The organism is Oryzobacter faecalis, from assembly GCF_046764005.1.
Taxonomy (GTDB): Bacteria; Actinomycetota; Actinomycetes; order Actinomycetales; family Dermatophilaceae; genus Oryzobacter; species Oryzobacter faecalis.
This window is the reverse complement of the sequence record NZ_JBKOFW010000010.1, coordinates 37,217-56,251: the sequence shown is the minus strand read 5'-3', so window position 1 is coordinate 56,251 and position 19,035 is coordinate 37,217. Positions and strand designations below refer to the sequence as shown.

Annotated in this window: 12 protein-coding genes; 8 read left to right on the top strand and 4 right to left on the bottom strand. The window is 74.7% G+C overall.

Going from position 1 to position 19,035, the window contains the following annotated elements:
- Window positions 1-28 precede the first annotated feature (28 nt).
- Together ACK8HX_RS15470 and ACK8HX_RS15465 are read right to left on the bottom strand one after the other, a co-directional pair.
- Window positions 29-769, bottom strand: a complete 741-nt coding sequence (locus tag ACK8HX_RS15470; protein WP_411941619.1) for a class I SAM-dependent methyltransferase — start codon at window positions 767-769, stop codon at window positions 29-31.
- Between the two features lie 82 nt (window positions 770-851).
- A complete protein-coding gene (locus ACK8HX_RS15465; RefSeq protein ID WP_411941618.1) occupies window positions 852-1,511 on the bottom strand; it encodes a TetR/AcrR family transcriptional regulator in 660 nt (219 codons plus the stop codon).
- Window positions 1,512-1,604: 93 nt separating this feature from the next.
- Here ACK8HX_RS15465 and ACK8HX_RS15460 point away from each other — a divergent pair, with 93 nt between their 5' ends.
- Window positions 1,605-2,750: an acyl-CoA dehydrogenase family protein gene (locus ACK8HX_RS15460; protein ID WP_411941617.1), complete on the top strand. Its 1,146-nt coding sequence runs from the start codon at window positions 1,605-1,607 to the stop codon at window positions 2,748-2,750.
- Window positions 2,751-2,774: 24 nt separating this feature from the next.
- Here the strand turns inward: ACK8HX_RS15460 and fabG are convergent, their stop codons facing one another.
- Window positions 2,775-3,530: a 3-oxoacyl-ACP reductase FabG gene (gene fabG, locus ACK8HX_RS15455; protein WP_411941616.1), complete on the bottom strand. Its 756-nt coding sequence runs from the start codon at window positions 3,528-3,530 to the stop codon at window positions 2,775-2,777.
- A gap of 220 nt (window positions 3,531-3,750) precedes the next feature.
- Between fabG and glgX the strand changes: the two genes are divergently transcribed.
- The 7 genes from glgX (at window position 3,751) to ACK8HX_RS15420 (ending at window position 18,045) form a co-directional block, all read left to right on the top strand.
- Window positions 3,751-5,904 (top strand): glycogen debranching protein GlgX, encoded by a 2,154-nt coding sequence (gene glgX / locus ACK8HX_RS15450; protein WP_411941671.1) that lies wholly within the window; start codon window positions 3,751-3,753, stop codon window positions 5,902-5,904.
- A 2-nt stretch (window positions 5,905-5,906) separates the two neighbouring features.
- A complete protein-coding gene (treY, locus tag ACK8HX_RS15445; RefSeq protein WP_411941670.1) occupies window positions 5,907-8,366 on the top strand; it encodes a malto-oligosyltrehalose synthase in 2,460 nt (819 codons plus the stop codon).
- Window positions 8,363-10,237: a malto-oligosyltrehalose trehalohydrolase gene (treZ, locus tag ACK8HX_RS15440; protein ID WP_411941615.1), complete on the top strand. Its 1,875-nt coding sequence runs from the start codon at window positions 8,363-8,365 to the stop codon at window positions 10,235-10,237. The genes treY and treZ overlap by 4 nt, the downstream gene beginning before the upstream one ends.
- A gap of 125 nt (window positions 10,238-10,362) precedes the next feature.
- A complete protein-coding gene (locus ACK8HX_RS15435) occupies window positions 10,363-13,563 on the top strand; it encodes an FtsX-like permease family protein (protein WP_411941614.1) in 3,201 nt (1,066 codons plus the stop codon).
- The gene (locus ACK8HX_RS15430; protein WP_411941613.1) at window positions 13,560-16,436 is read left to right on the top strand and encodes a hypothetical protein; all 2,877 of its coding nucleotides are present in this window, start codon (window positions 13,560-13,562) and stop codon (window positions 16,434-16,436) included. Before ACK8HX_RS15435 ends, ACK8HX_RS15430 begins: the two co-directional genes overlap by 4 nt.
- A complete protein-coding gene (locus ACK8HX_RS15425; RefSeq protein ID WP_411941612.1) occupies window positions 16,433-17,362 on the top strand; it encodes an ABC transporter ATP-binding protein in 930 nt (309 codons plus the stop codon). The genes ACK8HX_RS15430 and ACK8HX_RS15425 overlap by 4 nt, the downstream gene beginning before the upstream one ends.
- The gene (locus ACK8HX_RS15420; protein WP_411941611.1) at window positions 17,359-18,045 is read left to right on the top strand and encodes an ABC transporter ATP-binding protein; all 687 of its coding nucleotides are present in this window, start codon (window positions 17,359-17,361) and stop codon (window positions 18,043-18,045) included. Before ACK8HX_RS15425 ends, ACK8HX_RS15420 begins: the two co-directional genes overlap by 4 nt.
- Before the next feature lie 15 nt (window positions 18,046-18,060).
- Here ACK8HX_RS15420 and ACK8HX_RS15415 read toward each other — a convergent pair whose 3' ends face one another.
- Window positions 18,061-19,035, bottom strand: a complete 975-nt coding sequence (locus tag ACK8HX_RS15415; protein WP_411941610.1) for an acyl-CoA thioesterase — start codon at window positions 19,033-19,035, stop codon at window positions 18,061-18,063.

Here is a 19,035-nt window from a genome sequence, read left to right as displayed (position 1 = left end):
ACTTCGGCACACGACTCCGGAGAGGGGCTCAGCCGGTGCGGGTCGCGGCGACGAAGACCGACGAGCCGAACGGCAGGTCGCCCCGCCGCAGGACGACGCGGTCGGCCCGGGAGATCGCGGTGAGCGCGGTGTTGAGCGGGCGCGGCAGGTGGGGCAGCTCGACGATGTCAGCCGCACTGCTGCGGCGGCGGGCCGCCACCCGGCGCGCGAGGCGCTCGGCGGCGAACATCGGGAACACCGACGCGAAGCCGTAGGTCGCCCGGTCGACCCGGAACCCGGCCCCCTCGACCGCGGCGACGGCCCGGCGGCGCGTGTAGCGCCGGTGGTGCCCGTTGGCGACGTCGAAGTCGGACCAGGCCCACTGGTACGCGGGAACCGACATGAGGAAGCGCCCGCCCGGCCGCAGCACGCGCCGCACCTCGGCGAGCGCGACGTCCTCCGGGTCGCAGTGCTCGATGACGTCGAACGCCGCGACGACGTCGAAGGACTCGTCGGCGAAGGGCAGCGCCAGGGCGGACCCGCAGATGCCGTCGGAGCCCAGGCCGCGGGGGTCGATGTCGAGGGAGGCGGTGCGCCCCACGGCGTCGCGCAGCCAGGCGGCGCTCGGGCCGTCGGCGCTGCCGAGGTCGAGGGCCGTGCCGGCGCCCTCGACGCGCTCGCGCAGGGCGACCTCGAGCAGGTCGGCGCGCGCCACGTACCACCAGTAGTCGGGGACTGCGATGGAGGCGGAGCCGCCGTGCCCCTCGGTCGTGGTCCGCTCCGTGCTCACGCCGGTCACCCTACCGAGCGGCCCGGCCGCGGGACGCATCGCCCACGGGTGCGGTGGGTGGCCCCGGCCGCCGTCTCCGCACTCACCGCGAGGGCGCGCGCACGAGGCGGACGGCGAGGTCGCCGTAGGTCTCCTCGATCGCGGCAGGTGTCCGGCGCACGCCGGGGGTGTACCAGCGGGCCACGTCGATCGCCATCGAGAGCAGGGCCAGCGAGGTGGCCGGGACGTCGGCGACCTCGAACTCGCCGGACGCCACGCCGTCGTGGAGCACCCCGGCGACGACCTGGTCGATCTCGCGGCGCAGGGTGAGCACCTCGTCGCGGTGCTCGGGGGAGAGGTGGCGGAACTCGAACTGCACGATCCGACCGAGCTCGTGGTGCTCGGCGTGCCAGCGGGAGAACCCGCCGACGATGTTGCGCAGCGCGTCGGTGGCGGTGGGTCCGGCCTCCCGGGCGGCGACGAGGAGGTCGCGGGCGCGGGCGTGGCCGCGCCGGCTCAGCTCGAAGAGGAGCACCTCCTTGGAGGCGAAGTGCACGTAGACCCCGGCGGGCGACAGGCCGGCACGCGAGGCGATGTCGCGGGTCGTCGTCGCGTGGAAGCCGCGCTCGGCGAAGGCGTCCGCGGCGGCGAGCATGATCCGCACGGCGGTGTCGGTGACGTCGCCGGTCCCCGGACCCCGACCGCCCTCGGGGGCGAGGGCGGCGAGGACGGCGGTCTCGCTCAGCGGTGTGGTGCTCGGCACGGTTGACAGCATGCCGCACCCCCGCGAGACTAAGCAAGCGCTTAGTCAACGTCCGCGCGCCGCACGACGAACGCCAGCAGACCGAGGAGACCCATGCCCCGCAACATCTACGCGTCCGAGCACGAGGACTTCCGCGCCTCCGTCCAGGAGTTCGTCGAGCGGACCCTCAAGCCCCGCGCCGAGCAGATGCTCGAGGTCAAGTCCATCGACCGCGACATCTGGAAGGAGGCCGGGAGCCAGGGGCTGTTCGGCCTCGACATCCCCGAGGAGTTCGGCGGCATGGGAGCCGACGACTACCGCTTCAACGCCGTCGCGGCCGAGGTGCTCAACGGCTTCAACGCCGCCGTCGGCTCGTGCTTCGGCATCCACTCCGACGTCTGCCCGCCCTACATCGTCGACCTCGGTACCCAGGAGCAGAAGGAGCGCTGGCTCCCGGCCATGGCCGCCGGCGAGAAGATCTGCGCCATCGCGATGACCGAGCCCGGCGGCGGCTCCGACCTCGCGGCCCTGAAGACCACGGCCGTCCGCGACGGCGACCACTGGGTCGTCAACGGCTCCAAGACCTTCATCACCAACGGCTACCAGGCCGACCTCGTCATCGTCGCGACCCGCACGGACCCGAGCAAGGGTGCCAAGGGCATCACCTTGTTCATGCTCGAGGACGGCATGGAGGGCTTCACCCGTGGTCGCAAGCTCGACAAGGTCGGTCAGGAGGAGTCCGACACCGCCGAGCTGTTCTTCAGCGACGTCCGGGTCCCCGACAGCAACCGGATCGGCGAGGAGGGCATGGGCTTCGTCGCGATGATGCAGCGCCTGCCCCAGGAGCGGGTCGGCGCCGCGTGCGCCAACGTCGCCCACGCCAAGCAGATCCTTGTGGAGACGATCGAGTACGCCAAGGAGCGCAAGGCGTTCGGGCAGGCGATCGGCTCGTTCCAGCACAACAAGTTCAAGCTCGCCGAGCTCGTCACGGCGATCGAGGTCGCCGAGGCCTTCGTCGACGACTGCATCGAGGCCCACGCCGAGGGCCGGCTCACCGCCGTCGACGCCGCGAAGGCCAAGTGGTGGAGCGCGCAGGTGCAGAACGACGTCCTCGACGAGTGCGTCCAGCTGCACGGCGGCTACGGCTTCATGAACGAGTACCGGGTCGCCCGCGCGTGGCGCGACGCCCGCGTCACGAAGATCTGGGCCGGCTCGAACGAGATCATGAAGGAGCTCATCGGCCGCGACCTCGGCCTCTGAGCGTCGGTCGGGGGACCGCCGACGTCAGTCGAGCGGGCCACCGGCGACGTAGATCACCTGGCCGGAGACGAACCCGGCCTCCTCGGACACGAGGAAGGCGATGGTCGCCGCGATGTCCTCGGGCTGCCCCACCCGTCCGACGGGGATCTGGGACGCCGTGTGCGACAGGAAGTCCTCGAAGGAGACCTTGAGGCGCTCGGCGGTGGCCCGCGTCATGTCGGTCTCGATGAAGCCGGGAGCGACGGCGTTCGCGGTGACGCCGAACTTCCCGAGCTCGATGGCGAGGGTCTTCGTGAAGCCTTGCAGGCCCGCCTTCGCGGCGGAGTAGTTGGCCTGCCCCCGGTTGCCCTGCGCCGACGACGACGAGAGGTTGACGACCCGCCCGTACCGCTCCTGGGTCATGAACGCCTGGCAGGCCTTCGTCATGAGGAAGGCGCCCTTGAGGTGGACGCCCATGACGGCGTCCCAGTCGTCCTCGGTCATCTTGAACAGCAGGTTGTCGCGGATGATCCCGGCGTTGTTGACGAGGACGACCGGCGCTCCGAGCTCGGCCGCCACGCGCGCGACCCCGGCCTCGACCTGCTCGGCGCTCGTCACGTCGACGCCGACCCCGAGCGCGCGTCCTCCGGCGCCGGTGATGCGGGAGGCGACCTCGGCGCAGGCGGCCTCGTCGAGGTCGAGGACCCCGACGGCGAACCCGTCGCGTGCGAGTCGCTCGGCCGTGGCCGCGCCGATCCCGCGGGCGGCTCCGGTGACGATGGCGACGCGCTGGCTGGTCATGCAGGCTCCTCGGACGGCGGGTGCGGCGCCGAACGCGGCGCCGGCGCGCTCCGACCCTAGCCCGACCCGTCCGTTGCCCGTCCGCTGCCCGTCCTTCGACGCCGCGTCACGACCCGTCGCCCGCGCCCGGTAGGTTGGCGCGGAACCATCGCCGCGGTCCCTTGACCGCTTTCCGGCAGCGCCGCCGGGTACAGCGGTGACCATGAACGGAGAAGACCCCGTGGAGATCTGGCCCGGAACCTCGTACCCCCTCGGCGCGACCTACGACGGCAGCGGCGTGAACTTCGCCCTGTTCAGCGAGGTGGCCGACCGGGTGGAGCTCTGCCTCGTCGACGACGACGGCGTCGAGACGCGCATCGACCTGCCCGAGGTCGACGGCTTCGTCTGGCACGCCTACCTGCCGGGCGTGCAGCCCGGGCAGCGGTACGGCTTCCGCGTGCACGGGCCCTACGCGCCCGAGCACGGCCACCGCTGCGACCCGAGCAAGCTGCTCCTCGACCCGTACGCCAAGGCGATCGAGGGTCAGGTGAGCAACGACCAGTCGCTGTTCTCCTACGACTTCAAGAACCCGAAGAAGCGCAACACGGACGACAGCCTGGGCAAGACGATGCTCAGCGTCGTCATCAACCCGTACTTCGACTGGGGCCACGACCGCCCGCCGCGGCACGAGTACCACGAGACGGTCATCTACGAGGCGCACGTCAAGGGCCTGACGATGACGCACCCGGAGGTCCCCGAGGAGATCCGCGGCACGTACGCGGCCATCGGCCACCCGGCGATCATCGAGCACCTGACGACCTTGGGCGTCACGGCGATCGAGCTGATGCCGGTGCATCAGTTCGTCCAGGACACCTCCCTGCAGGACAAGGGCCTGACGAACTACTGGGGCTACAACACCATCGGCTTCCTCGCCCCACACAACGGCTACGCGCGCGGCACGCGTGGTGAGCAGGTCACCGAGTTCAAGGCGATGGTCAAGGCGCTGCACGAGGCGAACATCGAGGTCATCCTCGACGTCGTCTACAACCACACGGCCGAGGGCAACGAGTTCGGGCCCACGCTGTGCTTCAAGGGCATCGACAACGCCGCGTACTACCGGCTCGTCGACGACGCCAAGGAGCACTACTACGACACGACGGGCACGGGGAACAGCCTGCTCATGCGGCACCCCCACGTCCTCCAGCTCATCATGGACTCGCTGCGCTACTGGGTCACCGAGATGCACGTCGACGGCTTCCGGTTCGACCTCGCGGCCACCCTGGCCCGCCAGTTCCACGAGGTCGACAAGCTCTCCGCCTTCTTCGACCTCATCCAGCAGGACCCCGTCATCAGCCAGGTCAAGCTCATCGCCGAGCCGTGGGACGTCGGCGACGGCGGCTACCAGGTCGGCAACTTCCCGCCCCTGTGGACGGAGTGGAACGGCAAGTACCGCGACACCGTCCGCGACTTCTGGCGGGGTGAGCCGCGCACCCTCGGCGAGTTCGCGTCGCGGATCACCGGCTCCAGCGACCTCTACGAGCACAGCGGCCGAAAGCCCATCGCGAGCATCAACTTCGTCACCGCGCACGACGGCTTCACGCTGCGCGACCTCGTCTCCTACAACGAGAAGCACAACGAGGCGAACGGCGAGGACGGCCGCGACGGCGAGAGCCACAACCGCTCGTGGAACTGCGGCGTCGAGGGGCCCACCGACGACCCCGAGGTCAACGAGCTGCGACTTCGCCAGCAGCGCAACTTCCTCACGACCCTCCTCCTCAGCCAGGGCGTGCCGATGATCGCGCACGGCGACGAGCTCGGCCGGACCCAGCAGGGCAACAACAACGTCTACTGCCAGGACAACGAGCTGTCGTGGGTCGACTGGGACCTCGACGACGACGCCCGCGAGCTCCTGGCCTTCACCGCCGCCGTGACCACCCTGCGTCACAACCACGCCGTGTTCCGGCGTCGCCGGTTCTTCGCGGGCAGCGCCGACCACGGCGGCCAGTCCGAGCTCGGTGACATCGTGTGGCTCCAGCCCTCGGGCGACGTCATGGGCGAGGACGCCTGGTCCGACGGCACCGCGCAGCAGGTCATGGTCTTCCTCAACGGCGACGCCATCCCGACGCCGGACTCCCGTGGGCGCCGCGTCGTCGACGACGACTTCCTCGTCCTGTTCAACGCCCACCACGAGGACGCCGTGTTCACCCTGCCCGCAGAGGAGTTCGGCGACCACTGGAGGGTCGAGATCGACACCGGCGCGACGGAGCCGATGGCCGACGACTGGCACCCCGCCGGGACCGAGCTCCCGGTCCGGGCTCGTTCCGTCGTCGTCCTGCGCGACCTGCGGGAGGCGCCGACCGTACCGGCGGGGGCCTCGACGACCGCCCGGGCGTGAGGATGGCGACCCCGCACCGGCCGGCGCCCGGCCGCCCCGTCCCGACCGCGACGTACCGGCTCCAGGTGCACGCCGGGTTCGGCTTCGACGCCGCCGCCGAGCGGGTGCCGTACCTCGCCGACCTCGGTGTGTCGCACCTGTACCTGTCGCCGGTCCTCCAGGCGGCGCCGGGCTCCGCCCACGGGTACGACGTCCTCGACCACACCCGGATCAGCGAGGAGGCCGGCGGGCAGGAGGCCTTCGACCGTCTCGTCGCGACCTGCCGCGAGCACGGGCTCGGGATCGTCGTCGACGTCGTCCCGAACCACATGACCGTCCCCGAGCCCGCGCACCTCAACGCCCCGTTCTGGTCGCTCCTGCGCGACGGGCGCCGCAGCCCGTACGCCGGGTGGTTCGACGTCGACTGGGTGGCCGAGGACGACCGCATCCTCATGCCGGTCCTCGGCGGCACCCTCGAGCAGGCCGTGGAGGGCGGCGAGCTCGTGCTGGCCACCGACGGCGGGCCCACCGGTGCCGACCACGTGCTCCGGTACTACGACCACGAGTTCCCGGTGGCCCCCGGCACCGAGGAGCTGCCGCTGGCCGAGCTCGTCGAGGCACAGGCCTACCGGCTGTCCAGCTGGCGCGAGGCCGGCGACGCGCTCAACTACCGGCGGTTCTTCGACGTCACCTCCCTCGTCGCGGTCCGCGTCGAGGACCCCGTCGTCTTCATGGCGACCCACGCCCTCCTCCTCGCCCTCCACGGGCACGGCGCGGTCGACGGCTTCCGCATCGACCACCCCGACGGGCTCGCCGACCCGGGGGGCTACCTCGAGCGGCTCGCCGACGCCACGGGTGACGCGTGGGTCGTCGCCGAGAAGATCCTCGAGGGCGAGGAGCGCCTCCCCGACACGTGGCGCTGCTCGGGGACCACGGGCTACGACGCGCTGCTGCGGGTCCAGCAGGTCCTGACGCCGACGGCCGGGCTGCCCGTGCTCGACGGGCTCTGGGCCGAGGTGGCGCCCGAGCGGGTGTCGCTGCCCGACGTGGTCCGTGACGCCAAGCGCCTCGTCGTCGACGACGTCCAGGCCGCCGAGGTCGACCGGCTCATGCGGCTCGTGCGGCGGGTCGTGCCCGATGGCGACGCCGCCGGGATGCGACGCGCGCTCGAGGCCGTGCTCGTCTCGATGGACCGCTACCGCGCCTACCTCGTCCCGGGCCGCGGCGTCGACCCCGAGCAGGCGGCGGTCGTCGAGGGAGCGGCCGAGCGGGCGCGCGGCCTCCTCGCCCCGAGCGACCACGAGGCCCTCGGGCTCGTCGTCGCGCTCGTCCTCGACCGCGACGTCCCCGGGGCGAACCCGGACGCCCGGGCCGTGGCCGACGAGTTCCGGGTGAGGTTCCAGCAGACCTGCGGGCCCGTCATGGCCAAGGGCATCGAGGACACCGCCTACTACCGGTGGTTCCGGCTCGCCGGCGCCAACGAGGTCGGCGGGCACCCCGACCACGCGTCCATCGACGCGGGCGAGTTCCACACGTGGTGCACCGAGCAGGTCGCGTCGTGGCCGACCTCGATGACGACGCTGACCACCCACGACACCAAGCGGTCCGAGGACGTCCGCGCGCGGCTCGTGTCGCTCGCCGAGGACGGCGAGGGCTGGGCGGCCTGGCTCGAGGCCGCGCGCAAGGTGGCCGCGCCCCACCGCCCGGAAGCGCTCGACGACCCCACCGAGTACCTCGTGTGGCAGACCCTCGTCGGCACCTGGCCCGTCACCGGTGCGCGCATCGAGGAGTACCTGCTCAAGGCGGTCCGCGAGGCGAAGGTGCACACGGCGTGGGTCGACGGCGACCCCGCCTACGAGGACGCCGTCGTCACCTATGCGCGGAACCTGTTGCACGACAGCGCGATCCAGAAGCACCTCGATGCCTGGATGGTGGCCCACGAGCCCTCGGTGCGCGCCACGGTGCTCGGGCAGAAGCTCGTGCAGCTGACGATGCCGGGGGTGCCCGACGTCTACCAGGGCTGCGAGCTCGTCGCCCTCTCGCTCGTCGACCCCGACAACCGGCGGCCCGTCGACTGGACCGACCGCGGCGAGCGGCTCGAGCGCGCCCTCGCCGACGAGCCCGCCTTCGACCTCGACGACGAGAAGCTGCGCGTCACGGCCCGCTCCCTCGCGGTGCGCCGCGACCACCGCGAGGCGTTCGTGGGGGAGTCGACCACGTACGCCGGGCTGGCGTCGTCCTCCGACCACGCCCTGGCGTTCGCCCGGGGCGACGCCGACGGCCCGCGAGCGGTGACCGTCGTGACCCGTGCCGCCGGCCTGCTCGCGGCGGCCGGTGGCTTCGGCGACGCATCGGTCGAGGTCCCCGCGGGTAGGTGGCGCGACGTGCTCTCCGACCGTGACGTCCACTCCGACGGGACCGTGGGTCTCGCCGGCCTCCTCGCCGACCGGCCCGTCGCCCTCCTCGTGGCGGTGACCGGGTGAGCCGCGCCATCGAGGTGTGGGCCCCCATCCCGCAGCACGTCGACATCGAGTGGTCCGTGGTCCCGGGAGACCGTCCCGCCGGGACAGGTTCGACCAATTGGGCGATCTTGTCCCACGGGGACGCTCCGCAGCGCGAGGCGATGACGGCGGTCGGTGGGGGCTGGTGGCGGTGGGAACCGCCTGCGGAGGTCGGTGACGCGACCCTCGACTACGCCTTCGTCCTCGACGGGGCCGAGCCGGCTCTGCCCGACCCCCGCAGTGCCCACCAGCCGCACGGCGTCCACGGCCCGAGCCGCACCTTCGACCCCGGCAGCTTCGCCTGGACCGACGACGGCTGGCGCGGGCCACGCGAGGGCGCCGGCGTCCTCGGCGGCGTCGTCTACGAGCTGCACGTCGGCACCTTCACCGAGGAGGGCACCCTCGACGCCGCGGTGACCCGCCTCGACCACCTCGTCGCGCTCGGCGTCGACGTCGTCGAGCTGATGCCGCTCGCGGCCTTCCCCGGCCGGTGGGGCTGGGGGTACGACGGCGTCGACCTCTACGCCGTCCACGACGGCTACGGGGGCCCGGAGGCGCTGCAGCGGTTCGTCGACGCCTGCCACGGGCGCGGCCTCGGGGTCGCCCTCGACGTCGTGCACAACCACCTCGGGGCGAGCGGCAACTACCTCAGCCGGTTCGGTCCGTACTTCACCGAGGGCCACCACACCCCCTGGGGTGCGGCGGTCAACCTCGACGACGACGGTGCCGAGCAGGTGCGCGCCTTCCTCGTCGACAGCGTCCTGCGGTGGTTCCGCGACTTCCACGTCGACGCCCTTCGCCTCGACGCCGTCCACGAGCTCAAGGACTCCTCGCCGCGCCACTACCTCGCCGAGCTGTCCGATGCCGTCGCCGCCCTCGCCGTCGAGCTGGGCCGCCCCCTCGACCTCGTCGCCGAGAGCGACCTCAACGACGTCGCGATGGTGACGCCCACCGCGGAGGGCGGGCGTGGGATGACGGCGCAGTGGGACGACGACGTGCACCACGCGCTCCACGTCGCGCTCACCGGCGAGCGACAGGGCTACTACGCCGACTTCGCCGGTGGGGAGGGCCGCGACGAGGTCGGTCCGCTCGCCGTCGTCGCGAAGGTCCTCACGCGGGGTTTCCTCCACGACGGCACCCACAGCAGCTTCCGGGCCCGGCCCTGGGGAGCCCCCGTCGACCGTGAGGCGCTCGACGCCCGCCGCCTCCTCGGGTACCTGCAGACCCACGACCAGGTGGGCAACCGCGCTGTGGGAGAGCGGATCTCGGCTACGGTCGGGCCTTCGCGACAGGCCGCCGGCGCCGCCCTCTACCTCCTCGCCCCCACGACGCCGATGATCTTCATGGGCGAGGAGTGGGCCGCCACGACACCGTGGCAGTTCTTCACGAGCTTCGAGGAGGACTGGCTGGCCGACGCGGTCCGCACCGGCCGGCGGGCCGAGTTCGGGTCGCACGGCTGGGCCGCCGACGAGGTGCCCGACCCCCAGGACCCGCAGACCCGGCACCGCTCGGTGCTGCGCTGGGAGGAGGTCGGCCGCGAACCGCACGCCCGTGTCCTGCGGTGGTACTCCGCCTGCACGGCCCTGCGCCGGGTGCTCCTCGGCGACGGGCCGACCCGCTTCGCGGAGGTCGACGTCCGCGCCGACGACACCGAGGGATGGGTCGTCCTCGAGCACCGCCCCCGGTCGGCCGCGGCCTACGCCGTCGTCGCGAACCTGGGCCGTGGGGTCCGCGAGGTACCCGTGGAGGGGGCTCGCGGCGTCGTCCTCGCGTGGGACCCCGACGCGACCTCCGTGGCGCCCGGCGGCGTCGTCCTCCCGCCCGACAGCGCTGCCGTCGTCGTCCTCGGCTGAGGGCGCCGGCCGGGCCCGGGAGCCGGGTCACGATCCGGCGACGACCCGGCCCCGGGCCGCCCCGCCCGCGCGGGCGCGCGGTTAGGGTGGCTCGGTCCGGTGGTCGAGCGGGGAGGGCGGGTGTCGTGAGGGCCCTGCTCCTGCATCGGGTCGGAGCACACCGCACCGCCCTCGTCGCCGTGGCGACCTCCGTGCTCACCTCGATGCTCGTCGTCGCGACGCTCCAGCTGCTCTCGGTCGGGATCTCCGACGCCGCCGTCCGCGCCGAGCTCGACGTGCCGGCGCGCGAGCGGGGGGCCGTCCTCACCGCCCTGCTCCGCCCGGGCGAGCTCGCCGACGCCGACCGGCGGGTCCGCGAGGCCGTCGACGACGGAGGGAGCGCCACCCTCACCCGCACGGCCACCGCGACCACGCGGGGCCTGCGCGGGGGCGCGGAGAACGACCGGGTCCTCCTCGCCGAGGTCGACCGGATCGGGGAGCGGGCCCGGCTGGTCTCGGGCGCGTGGCCGGCGGCGCCGGCCGCCGGCACCCGACCGGGCGGACAGCCCGTCGAGGCGGTCCTCCCGGAGCGGGCAGCGGCCGCCCTCGGGGTCTCGGCCGGTGACCGGCTCGCACTCACCGACCTCATCGACCGTGACACCGCGCCCCTCGAGGTCGCCGTCGTCGGGGTGTTCGTGCCGACCGGGGTCGAGGAGGGGCGCTGGGCCGACGAGCCGCTCGGGCTCCGCGGCGTGACGCGCACCGACTTCACGACCTACGGGCCGGTCGTCCTCGCCGAGGGCGCCTTCGACACCGCCCTCGTCGGCGCCTCCTCGGTCACCTGGCGCTGGACCCCCGACCTCGACGGGATGACGGGCGCGCGCCTCCCCGGGCTCCGGGAGCGGGTGGACGCCGTCATCGACCGGCTCGAGCGCGTCAGTGGAGCCGGGACGGTCGCGCCCGAGGGCGAGCAGCGACCGTTGCGCGACGGGCGTCTCACCTCGAGCCTGCCCGCCGTGCTGGACCGGGCGGAGGTGTCGGGCACCCGGGTCCGGTCGGCCCTCCTCGCGCCGACCGTCCTCCTCGTGGTCCTCGGCGCGTCGAGCCTCGTCGTGGCGGCCGCGCTCCTCGCGGCGCTGCGCGACCCCGAGACCCGGCTGCTGCGGACCCGCGGTGCCTCGACGGGCCGGCTCGCCGCCCTCTCCGCCGCCGACGCGGTCGCCGTCGTGGCCGTCGGCGCCGTGGGGTCGCTCCTCGGGGCACCGCTCCTCGCGCGGGCGGTGGCGCGTGGCGCCGGGCTCCCGCCCGACCGGCTCGGCGCCACCGGTGGCACCGCCGGGCTTCCGTGGCTCTCCGTCGCCCTCATGGCGGTCCTCGCGGGCACCGTCGTGGTGTCCACGACCCTGCGGGTCGGCCGGGCGCGCGGCGGGGCCCGTGGTGGCGCGGGCGGTGCGGCCCGCGTCCTGCGCGCCCTCGGCTCGTCGGGGCTGGACGTCGCCCTCGTCGGGCTCAGCGTCCTCGGCGTCGTCCAGCTGCGGCGCTACGACGGGTCGGCCGGTGCGGCCGCGGACCCGCTGACGGTCGCCGCTCCAGCGCTCGTCGTCGCGGGCTCGGCGGTCCTCTGCCTGCGCCTTCTCCCCGTCCTGTCCCGCCAGGTGGCCCGGGTGACGAGCACCCGCCCGGGGCTCGACGTCGCCTGGGGCGGCTGGCAGCTCTCCCGGCGCCTGGCCGCCCAGTCGGGCACCGTCCTGCTCGTCCTCCTCGCGGTGTCGATGGGGTCGCTCGCGCTCGCGCACTCGGCCACCGCCGAGCGCGCCGTCGAGGACCAGTCCGCCTTCGAGACCGGCGCGCCCGCCCGGGTCGTCACCGGTGCGGTCGGCGGGGCGCGCCTCGCCGAGGTCGCGGGCCGGCTCGGCGCGGCCGCCGGCGGGGCGGAGCGGGTGACCCCCGTCCTGCGCGAGTCCGTGGCCCTCGGACCCGTCACCGACGTCACGGTGCTCGCGCTCGACGCCGCGGTGGCCGGGCGCGTCGTCGACCCGCGCCCGGACACCCTCGACGGGCAGTCGTGGTCCTCGCTCACCGAGCGCCTCACGGCCGGGCGAGCGTCCCTCGACGCCCCCACCCTCCCCGACGACGCAACCTCGCTCACCCTGACGATGCGGCTCGACGCCCGGGCCGGCGCCGGCGCCCGGGCCGAGGCCACCGCCAACGCGGTGCTGCGCGACGGGACGGGCCTGCTCACCACCCTGCGGCTCGGGACCGTGCGCGCCGCGCCCGCCGACCTCACCGTCGACCTCCCGGCGCCGCGCGGCGGCCCCTGGCAGCTCGTCGGCGTGACCGGGACCGTCTCCAGCGGCATCGTCCTCGGCGGGGGGTCCCTGCCGCCCGTCGTGACGCCCACCGACCCGGGCACGGCCGCGTACGGTCTCGTCATCGACGAGGCGCTGACGACCGGGCCGGCCTCCGCGGCCGCCGGCACCCCGGTGCAGGGGCTCGAGCGCATCGCCGAGAGACCCTCCCCCGGAGGGTTGTCGAGTGCAGTCCTCGCACCGGCCATCGACGCCGTCCCCGCCCTGATGACGCGGGCCGCGGCCTCCGCGACGGAGACCTCCGTGGGCGGGCGGCTCGAGGTCCAGGTCGCCGGCAGGGCGGTACCCGTCGAGGTGGTCGCGATCGTCGAGGCGGTCCCCACCGCGGCCCAGCCCGACCGCGCCGTCGTCGTCGACCTCCCGACCCTGCTCCTCACCCCCGAGCCGCCGGTCGCCGACCGTCGGCTGTCGCCCCGCGTCGTCGAGCCGGGGGAGTGGTGGCTCGACCCGCACGGCACGGTCGACGCCGACGACCTGCGCGCCGACCTCCCCGCGGGGAGCACGGTGGCGCTGCGCTCGGAGGTCGTCGACGACCGGCTCGCCAACCCGGTCAACGCCGGGATGCGGGCGGGGATGACCCTCGTCACCGCCGCCGCCCTCGTCCTCGCGGCCGTCGGCTTCGCGGCGACGACCGCCGCGCTCGGGCGCGAGCGGCGCCGCGAGAACGCCGTCCTCCTCGCCCTGGGGATGCCGCCCGGCCGGATCCGCCGCACGCTCGAGGCCGAGCGGGTCGCCGTCGTCGCCCTCACGGTCGTCGTCGGCCTCGTGCTCGGGGTGCTCTCCTCGCTCGCCGTCGTCCCGGTCCTCGTCGGCGGCGACGGCCACCGGCAGGTGCCCGGGGTGCTCGTCTCCCTGCCGTGGCTGCCACTCGTGCTCTTCGCCGCCCTCGTCGCGGCCGTGCTCGCGGCCGTCGGCGTCCTCGTCCTGCGACGGGTGGGCAGCGACGTCGCGGCCGAGCTCCGGCGGGGTGGGTCGTGACCGGCCGCCACGCGTCCTCCCGGGTGCGGCGGGGCATCGGCCCCGGCTCCTCGGCAGGGCTGCGCGGGCTCACGCTCCTGCGCCACGGGTGGCCCAGTGGCCGGGCCACCGCACTGCTCCTCGCCGCCCTCTCGCTCGTCACCACGGTCTTCCTCGTCGCCCTGCCGCAGCTCGCCGCCGGCGCCCAGGACCGCGGCATCGCCGACGCGGTCACGTCCGCCCCGGCGAACGAGCGCGACCTCGGGCTACGGCTCACCCCGCGCGCGGTGAGCGGCTTCGCCGTCCCGGGCGAGTCGCGGGGGGAGGACGCCGAGCCGCCGTTCGCGGCGGTCGACACCGCGGTGCGCGCGGCGATGGACCCCCGGGTCGCCGACCTCGTGGGCGAGGCGAACGTCGCCGCGCAGACCGACCCGTTCGTCCTCGCCCGCGAGGACGGCAGCGGGCTCGACGTCTCCGTCGTCGAGGCCGTCGTGCGGGTCGACGACGTCGTGACGGACGGGGTGCGGTGGGTCTCGGGCAAGGCCCCGGCGGCCCCGACGACCCGGCGCACCCTCGCGACCACGACCGGACAGCGCCACACGGTCGACGTCGTGCCCGTCGCGCTCGCCGCCCGGACCGCGGAGGCCTGGGGTGTCGAGGTCGGCGACGTCCTCGACCTCACGCCGTCCGACGACGCGCTCCGCCGCGTCACGCCGACCGCCGTCGTCCTCTCCGGCACGTACGAGCCGCTCGATCCGGGCGACCCCGTTTGGACCGCCGAGCCGCGGATGCTGGGGATCGCCAAGATCGTGTTCGGCGACGGCGAGACCAAGGACCAGGCCGCCCTCGTCGCTCCCGTGGCGAGCTACGCCGCCCTCGCCGACGGGATCTGGCGGGTCCAGCGAGGGGAGGACGGTGCCGCGTCGCCCGCCCTCGACCACACGTGGCGGTACCGCCTCGACGCCGACCGGCTGGTTCGCACGGACGCCGCGCCGCTTCGGGCCCTCCTCGTCCGGCTCGCGACCGACCGGACACTCTGGGACGCCCTGCCCCAGGGGCCCGAGGTCCAGCAGCCACTCGCCGCGCCCGCTCGCCCGACGGTCGTGTCGGGCCTGGGCCGCCTCCTGGAGCGCTACGACCGCGACGTCGCCGTGACCGGTGTGCTCGTCTCGTTCGTCACCGGTGGCGTCACGGCGCTCGCCGTCCTCGTCCTCGGCCTCACCGCGCTCGTCGGCGCCGACCGCCGGGCCGCCGAGGTCGCGCTCCTGCGGGCCCGCGGGGCCTCGGCAGCCCTCGTCGTGACGCTCGTCGCGGCATGGACGGCCGCCCTGGGGGTGCCCGTGGCCACCCTGGCCGCCATGGCGACGGCCCTCGCGCTGCCCGGGCCCGTGCCGCGCCCGGCCCTCCTCGAGGTCGCCCTCGTCGCCCTCCTGCCGGGGCTCGCCGCCGTGGTCGTGACGTGGCGTCGGCTGCGGAGCCTCGAGGAGGTGCCCGACGACACGCGGGCCCTCGGTCGCGCTGCCCGGCGCGTCGTCCTCGAGCTCGTCCTCGTCGTCCTCGCGCTCAGCGCCGTCTCGACCGTGCGCAGCCGGGGGGAGGTCATCGCCGCCGGGCGCACCGACTGGTTCGCCACGGTGACCCCCGTCCTCGTCGCGCTCGTGGCCGCGGTGGTCGCGATCCGCGTCCTGCCGTGGCCCGTCGGCCTCCTCGCCCGGCTCGCCGCCCGGGGGCGCGGGCTCGTCGGGTACCTCGGGCTCACCCGCGCGGCCCGCACCGGGTCGTCGGCGGCCGTGCCGATCACGGCGCTCGTCGTCGGCACGACCCTCGTGACCCTCACCGCGACCCTGTCGGCCACGGTCGGCGCGCACCGCGACCTCGCGGCGTACCGGGCGGTCGGTGCCGACGCCCGGGTCGACGCCGAGCGCATCGACCCCGCCGACGTCGCCGGGCTCGCCGGCCGGGACGGGGTGACGGCGGCGCTGCCGGCCGCCCTCGAGCCGGCGGGCGCCGTCGTCGACGACCGTGAGTCGGCCCTCACCCTGCTCGCCGTCGACCCCGTCGCGTACGAGGAGGTGCTGCGCGGCACGCCCGCCGAGGTCGAGCTGCCCGCCCTGCCGACATCGGGCGGTCCCCTCCCCATCGTCCTCAGCGGCGGACCCGAGGCCGTGGAGCTCCGGCTCGTCGTGCGCGGCACGCCGCTGGAGGCGCGCCGGGTCGCCACGGTGCCGGGACTCGCCCGCTCGGTGTCCGGCCGCGAGGCAGTGGTCGCGCTCGTCCCCTACGACGCCCTCGTCGCCGCGCTGCCGACGACCCAGCCGAACACCGTCCTGCTCCGGGCTGACGCCGAGGCGCAGGCTGGGCTCGCCGCCACGGCGTCGCGCGACCGTCGCGAGCTCGGCGGGCTCGTCACCGCCGTGCAGACCGTCGACGGCCGGCGGGCGGCGGCGTCCGAGGGGGCGCTCGCCCGCTTCGTCGCCGCCTCCTACGCCGGCGGGACCGTGCTCGCCGCGGTCCTCACCCTCCTCGCGCTCCTGCTCCTCCTCGCGACGACCCGCCCGGCACGCACCCAGCTCGTCCTCCGGCTGCGGACCCTCGGCCTGCCCCACGGGGGCGAGCGACGCCTCGCGTGGACCGAGGTGATGCCGCTGCTCACGCTCGGCGTCCTCGCCGGGGTCGCGGCCGGCGTCGTGGCCCCCGTGGCCGTCGCCGCCGCCCTCGACCTCTCGCCCTTCACCGGCGCCGTCGCCCGCCTGCCCGTCGAGCCCCGGCCCGTCGCCGGGGCGCTCGCGGGGCTCGCCGTGCTCGTCCTCGGGGCGCTCGCGCTCCTGTCCGACGCCGTGTCCGCCCGGCACGGCGACCTCGCCCAGCACCTGCGCAGAGGAGACTCCGCATGACCACCACGACGTCGACCACCTCGGGGCGCCCCACCTCCGGCGCCACGGCGCCGCACATCCTGTGCGACAACCTCGTGCGCATCTTCTCCTCGGAGGGCGTCGAGGTCGTCGCCCTCCAGGGGCTCGACCTCACCGTCGACGAGGGCGAGCTCGTCGCCGTCGTCGGAGCCTCCGGGTCGGGGAAGTCGACCCTGCTCGCGATCCTCTCCGGCCTCGACACCCCGAGCGCGGGAGTCGTGCAGGTGGCCGGGCGCGACCTGCTCGCGATGTCGACCCGCGACCGGCTGCGCTACCGCCGGCACACGGTCGGCTTCCTCTACCAGCAGGCCGGCGCCAACCTCTTCCCCTACCTCAGCGCGCTCGAGAACGTCGAGGTGCCGATGTCGCTCGCGTCCCTCCCGCGCGGTGAGCGGGCGCGACGGGCCCGCGAGACGCTCGAGGTGCTGGGCGTCGCCGACTGCGCCGACCGGCGACCCGACCAGATGTCCGGCGGCCAGCAGCAGCGCGTCGCGCTCGGGGTCGCGCTGGCGAACCGGCCGGCGGTCCTCCTCGCGGACGAGCCGACCGGCGAGCTCGACAGCCGCAGCGGCGACGAGGTGTTCGCGGCGATGCGCGAGGCCAACACGACCTTCGGCACGACCGTCCTCGTCGTCACCCACGACCCCAAGGTCAGCGAGCACGTGGCCCGCACCGTCGGCATCCGTGACGGGCGGACGTCCTCGGAGGTGCGGCGGCGCACCGCGGTCGACGAGCACGGGAACGAGGGGCTCGTCGCCGAGGAGTTCGCCGTCCTCGACCGCGCCGGCCGCCTCCAGCTGCCCAAGGCGTTCACGGCGGCGCTCGACATGCGCGATCGCGTGCGCCTCGACCTCGAGACCGACCACATCGGCGTGTGGCCCTCCCGCCGCGACGAGGAGGACGCATGAGCACCCACCTCGAGGTCCACGACGTCCACCGGACCTTCCGCTCCGGCGCGGGGGAGGTGCACGCCCTCGGCGGGGTGTCGCTCACGGCGTCCCGCGGGGAGCTGCTCGCGGTGCGCGGGCGGTCCGGGTCGGGGAAGACGACGCTGCTCAACGTCATCGGCGGCCTCGACCGGCCCGACGCGGGGCGGGTCGTGCTCGACGGTGCCGACGTCACGGCGATGGACGACGCCGCACTGCTCGCGCTGCGCCGGGGATCGGTGTCGTACGTCTTCCAGTCCTTCGGCCTCGTCCCGATCCTCACCGCCCGGGAGAACGTCGGGGTCCCGCTGCGGCTCGCCTGCGTCGACGCCGACGAGCGCGAGGCCCGGGTCGCCGAGGCGCTCGAGCACGTCGGACTCAGCGGGCACGTCAACCAGCGGCCCGGCGAGCTGTCCGGTGGTCAGCAACAGCGCGTGGCGCTGGCCCGGGCGCTCGCCTCGCGGCCGACCCTGCTCCTCGCCGACGAGCCCACCGGACAGCTCGACTCCGAGACGGGCCGCGACATCATGACGCTCATCGCACGGCTCGCGAAGGAGGAGTCGATGACGACGGTCGTCTCGACCCACGACCCCGCGCTGCTGTCGATCGCCGACCGCGTCGTCGAGCTCGTGGACGGGCGCGTCGTCGAGCCGTCGCCGCTCTGACCGCCCCCGCCGCAGTCAGTCGCTGTCGGGGAGCCGGAGCATGCCCTCCTGGGCGACCGTCGCGACGAGGGTGCCGTCGCGGGTGAACATCCGGCCGATGCCGAGTCCGCGCCCGCCCTGGGCCGAGGGGGAGTGCTGCGCGTAGAGCACCCAGTCGTCGGCGCGGGCCGGACGGTGGAACCACATCGCGTGGTCCAGGCTCGCGGCCCGGAGCCCGCGGCTGGTCCAGGTGCGCCCGTGGCGGCGCAGGATGGACTCGAGGAGGCTGTAGTCGGAGGCGTAGGCGAGGACCGCCTCGTGGACGAGCGGGTCGTCGGGCAGCTCGCCGATGGCGCGCATCCACACCCGCTGGTCGGCCACCTGCTCGGTCGCCGGCGCGACGAAGAGGTTGCCCTCGACGTGGCGCTGGTCGATGGCCCGGTCCTCGGCCAGGTGGCGGGCGCCCGGGTGGTCGATGCCGCGGAAGACCTCGGCGAGGGAGGGCACGGAGGTCGGGTCGGGCGCGTCGGGCGCCGGGTCCTGGTGGTCGAGGCCGGAGTCGGGGACCTGGAACGAGCAGCTCATCGACAGGATCGGCTTGCCGTGCTGGATGGCGTGGACCCGCCGCGTCGAGAAGGACCGCCCGTCGCGCATCCGCTCGACGCTGAAGGTGATCGGCTGGGTGTCGTCGCCCGGACGCATGAAGTAGGCGTGGAGCGAGTGCAGCCGCCGGTTCTCGCCGCCCTCGGTCGCCCGGACCGTCCGACCTGACGCCATGACGCCCTGGGCGAGGACCTGGCCGCCGAACACCCGCCCGTGCGGCTGCTTCTGGCTCTGGCCGCGGAAGAGGGTGATGTCCTCGGCGAACGTCTCGGGGAGGCGCACGGGGTCCTCGCCGGCGAGGTCACCCGTCGTCGAGTGCGGCTGGATGCTCACCTGTGCCGAGCCGAGCTCCTCGAGGTCGAGCGTGGCGAGGAGGTCGAGGAGGGGCGCGGGCTGCTCGGTCGTCAC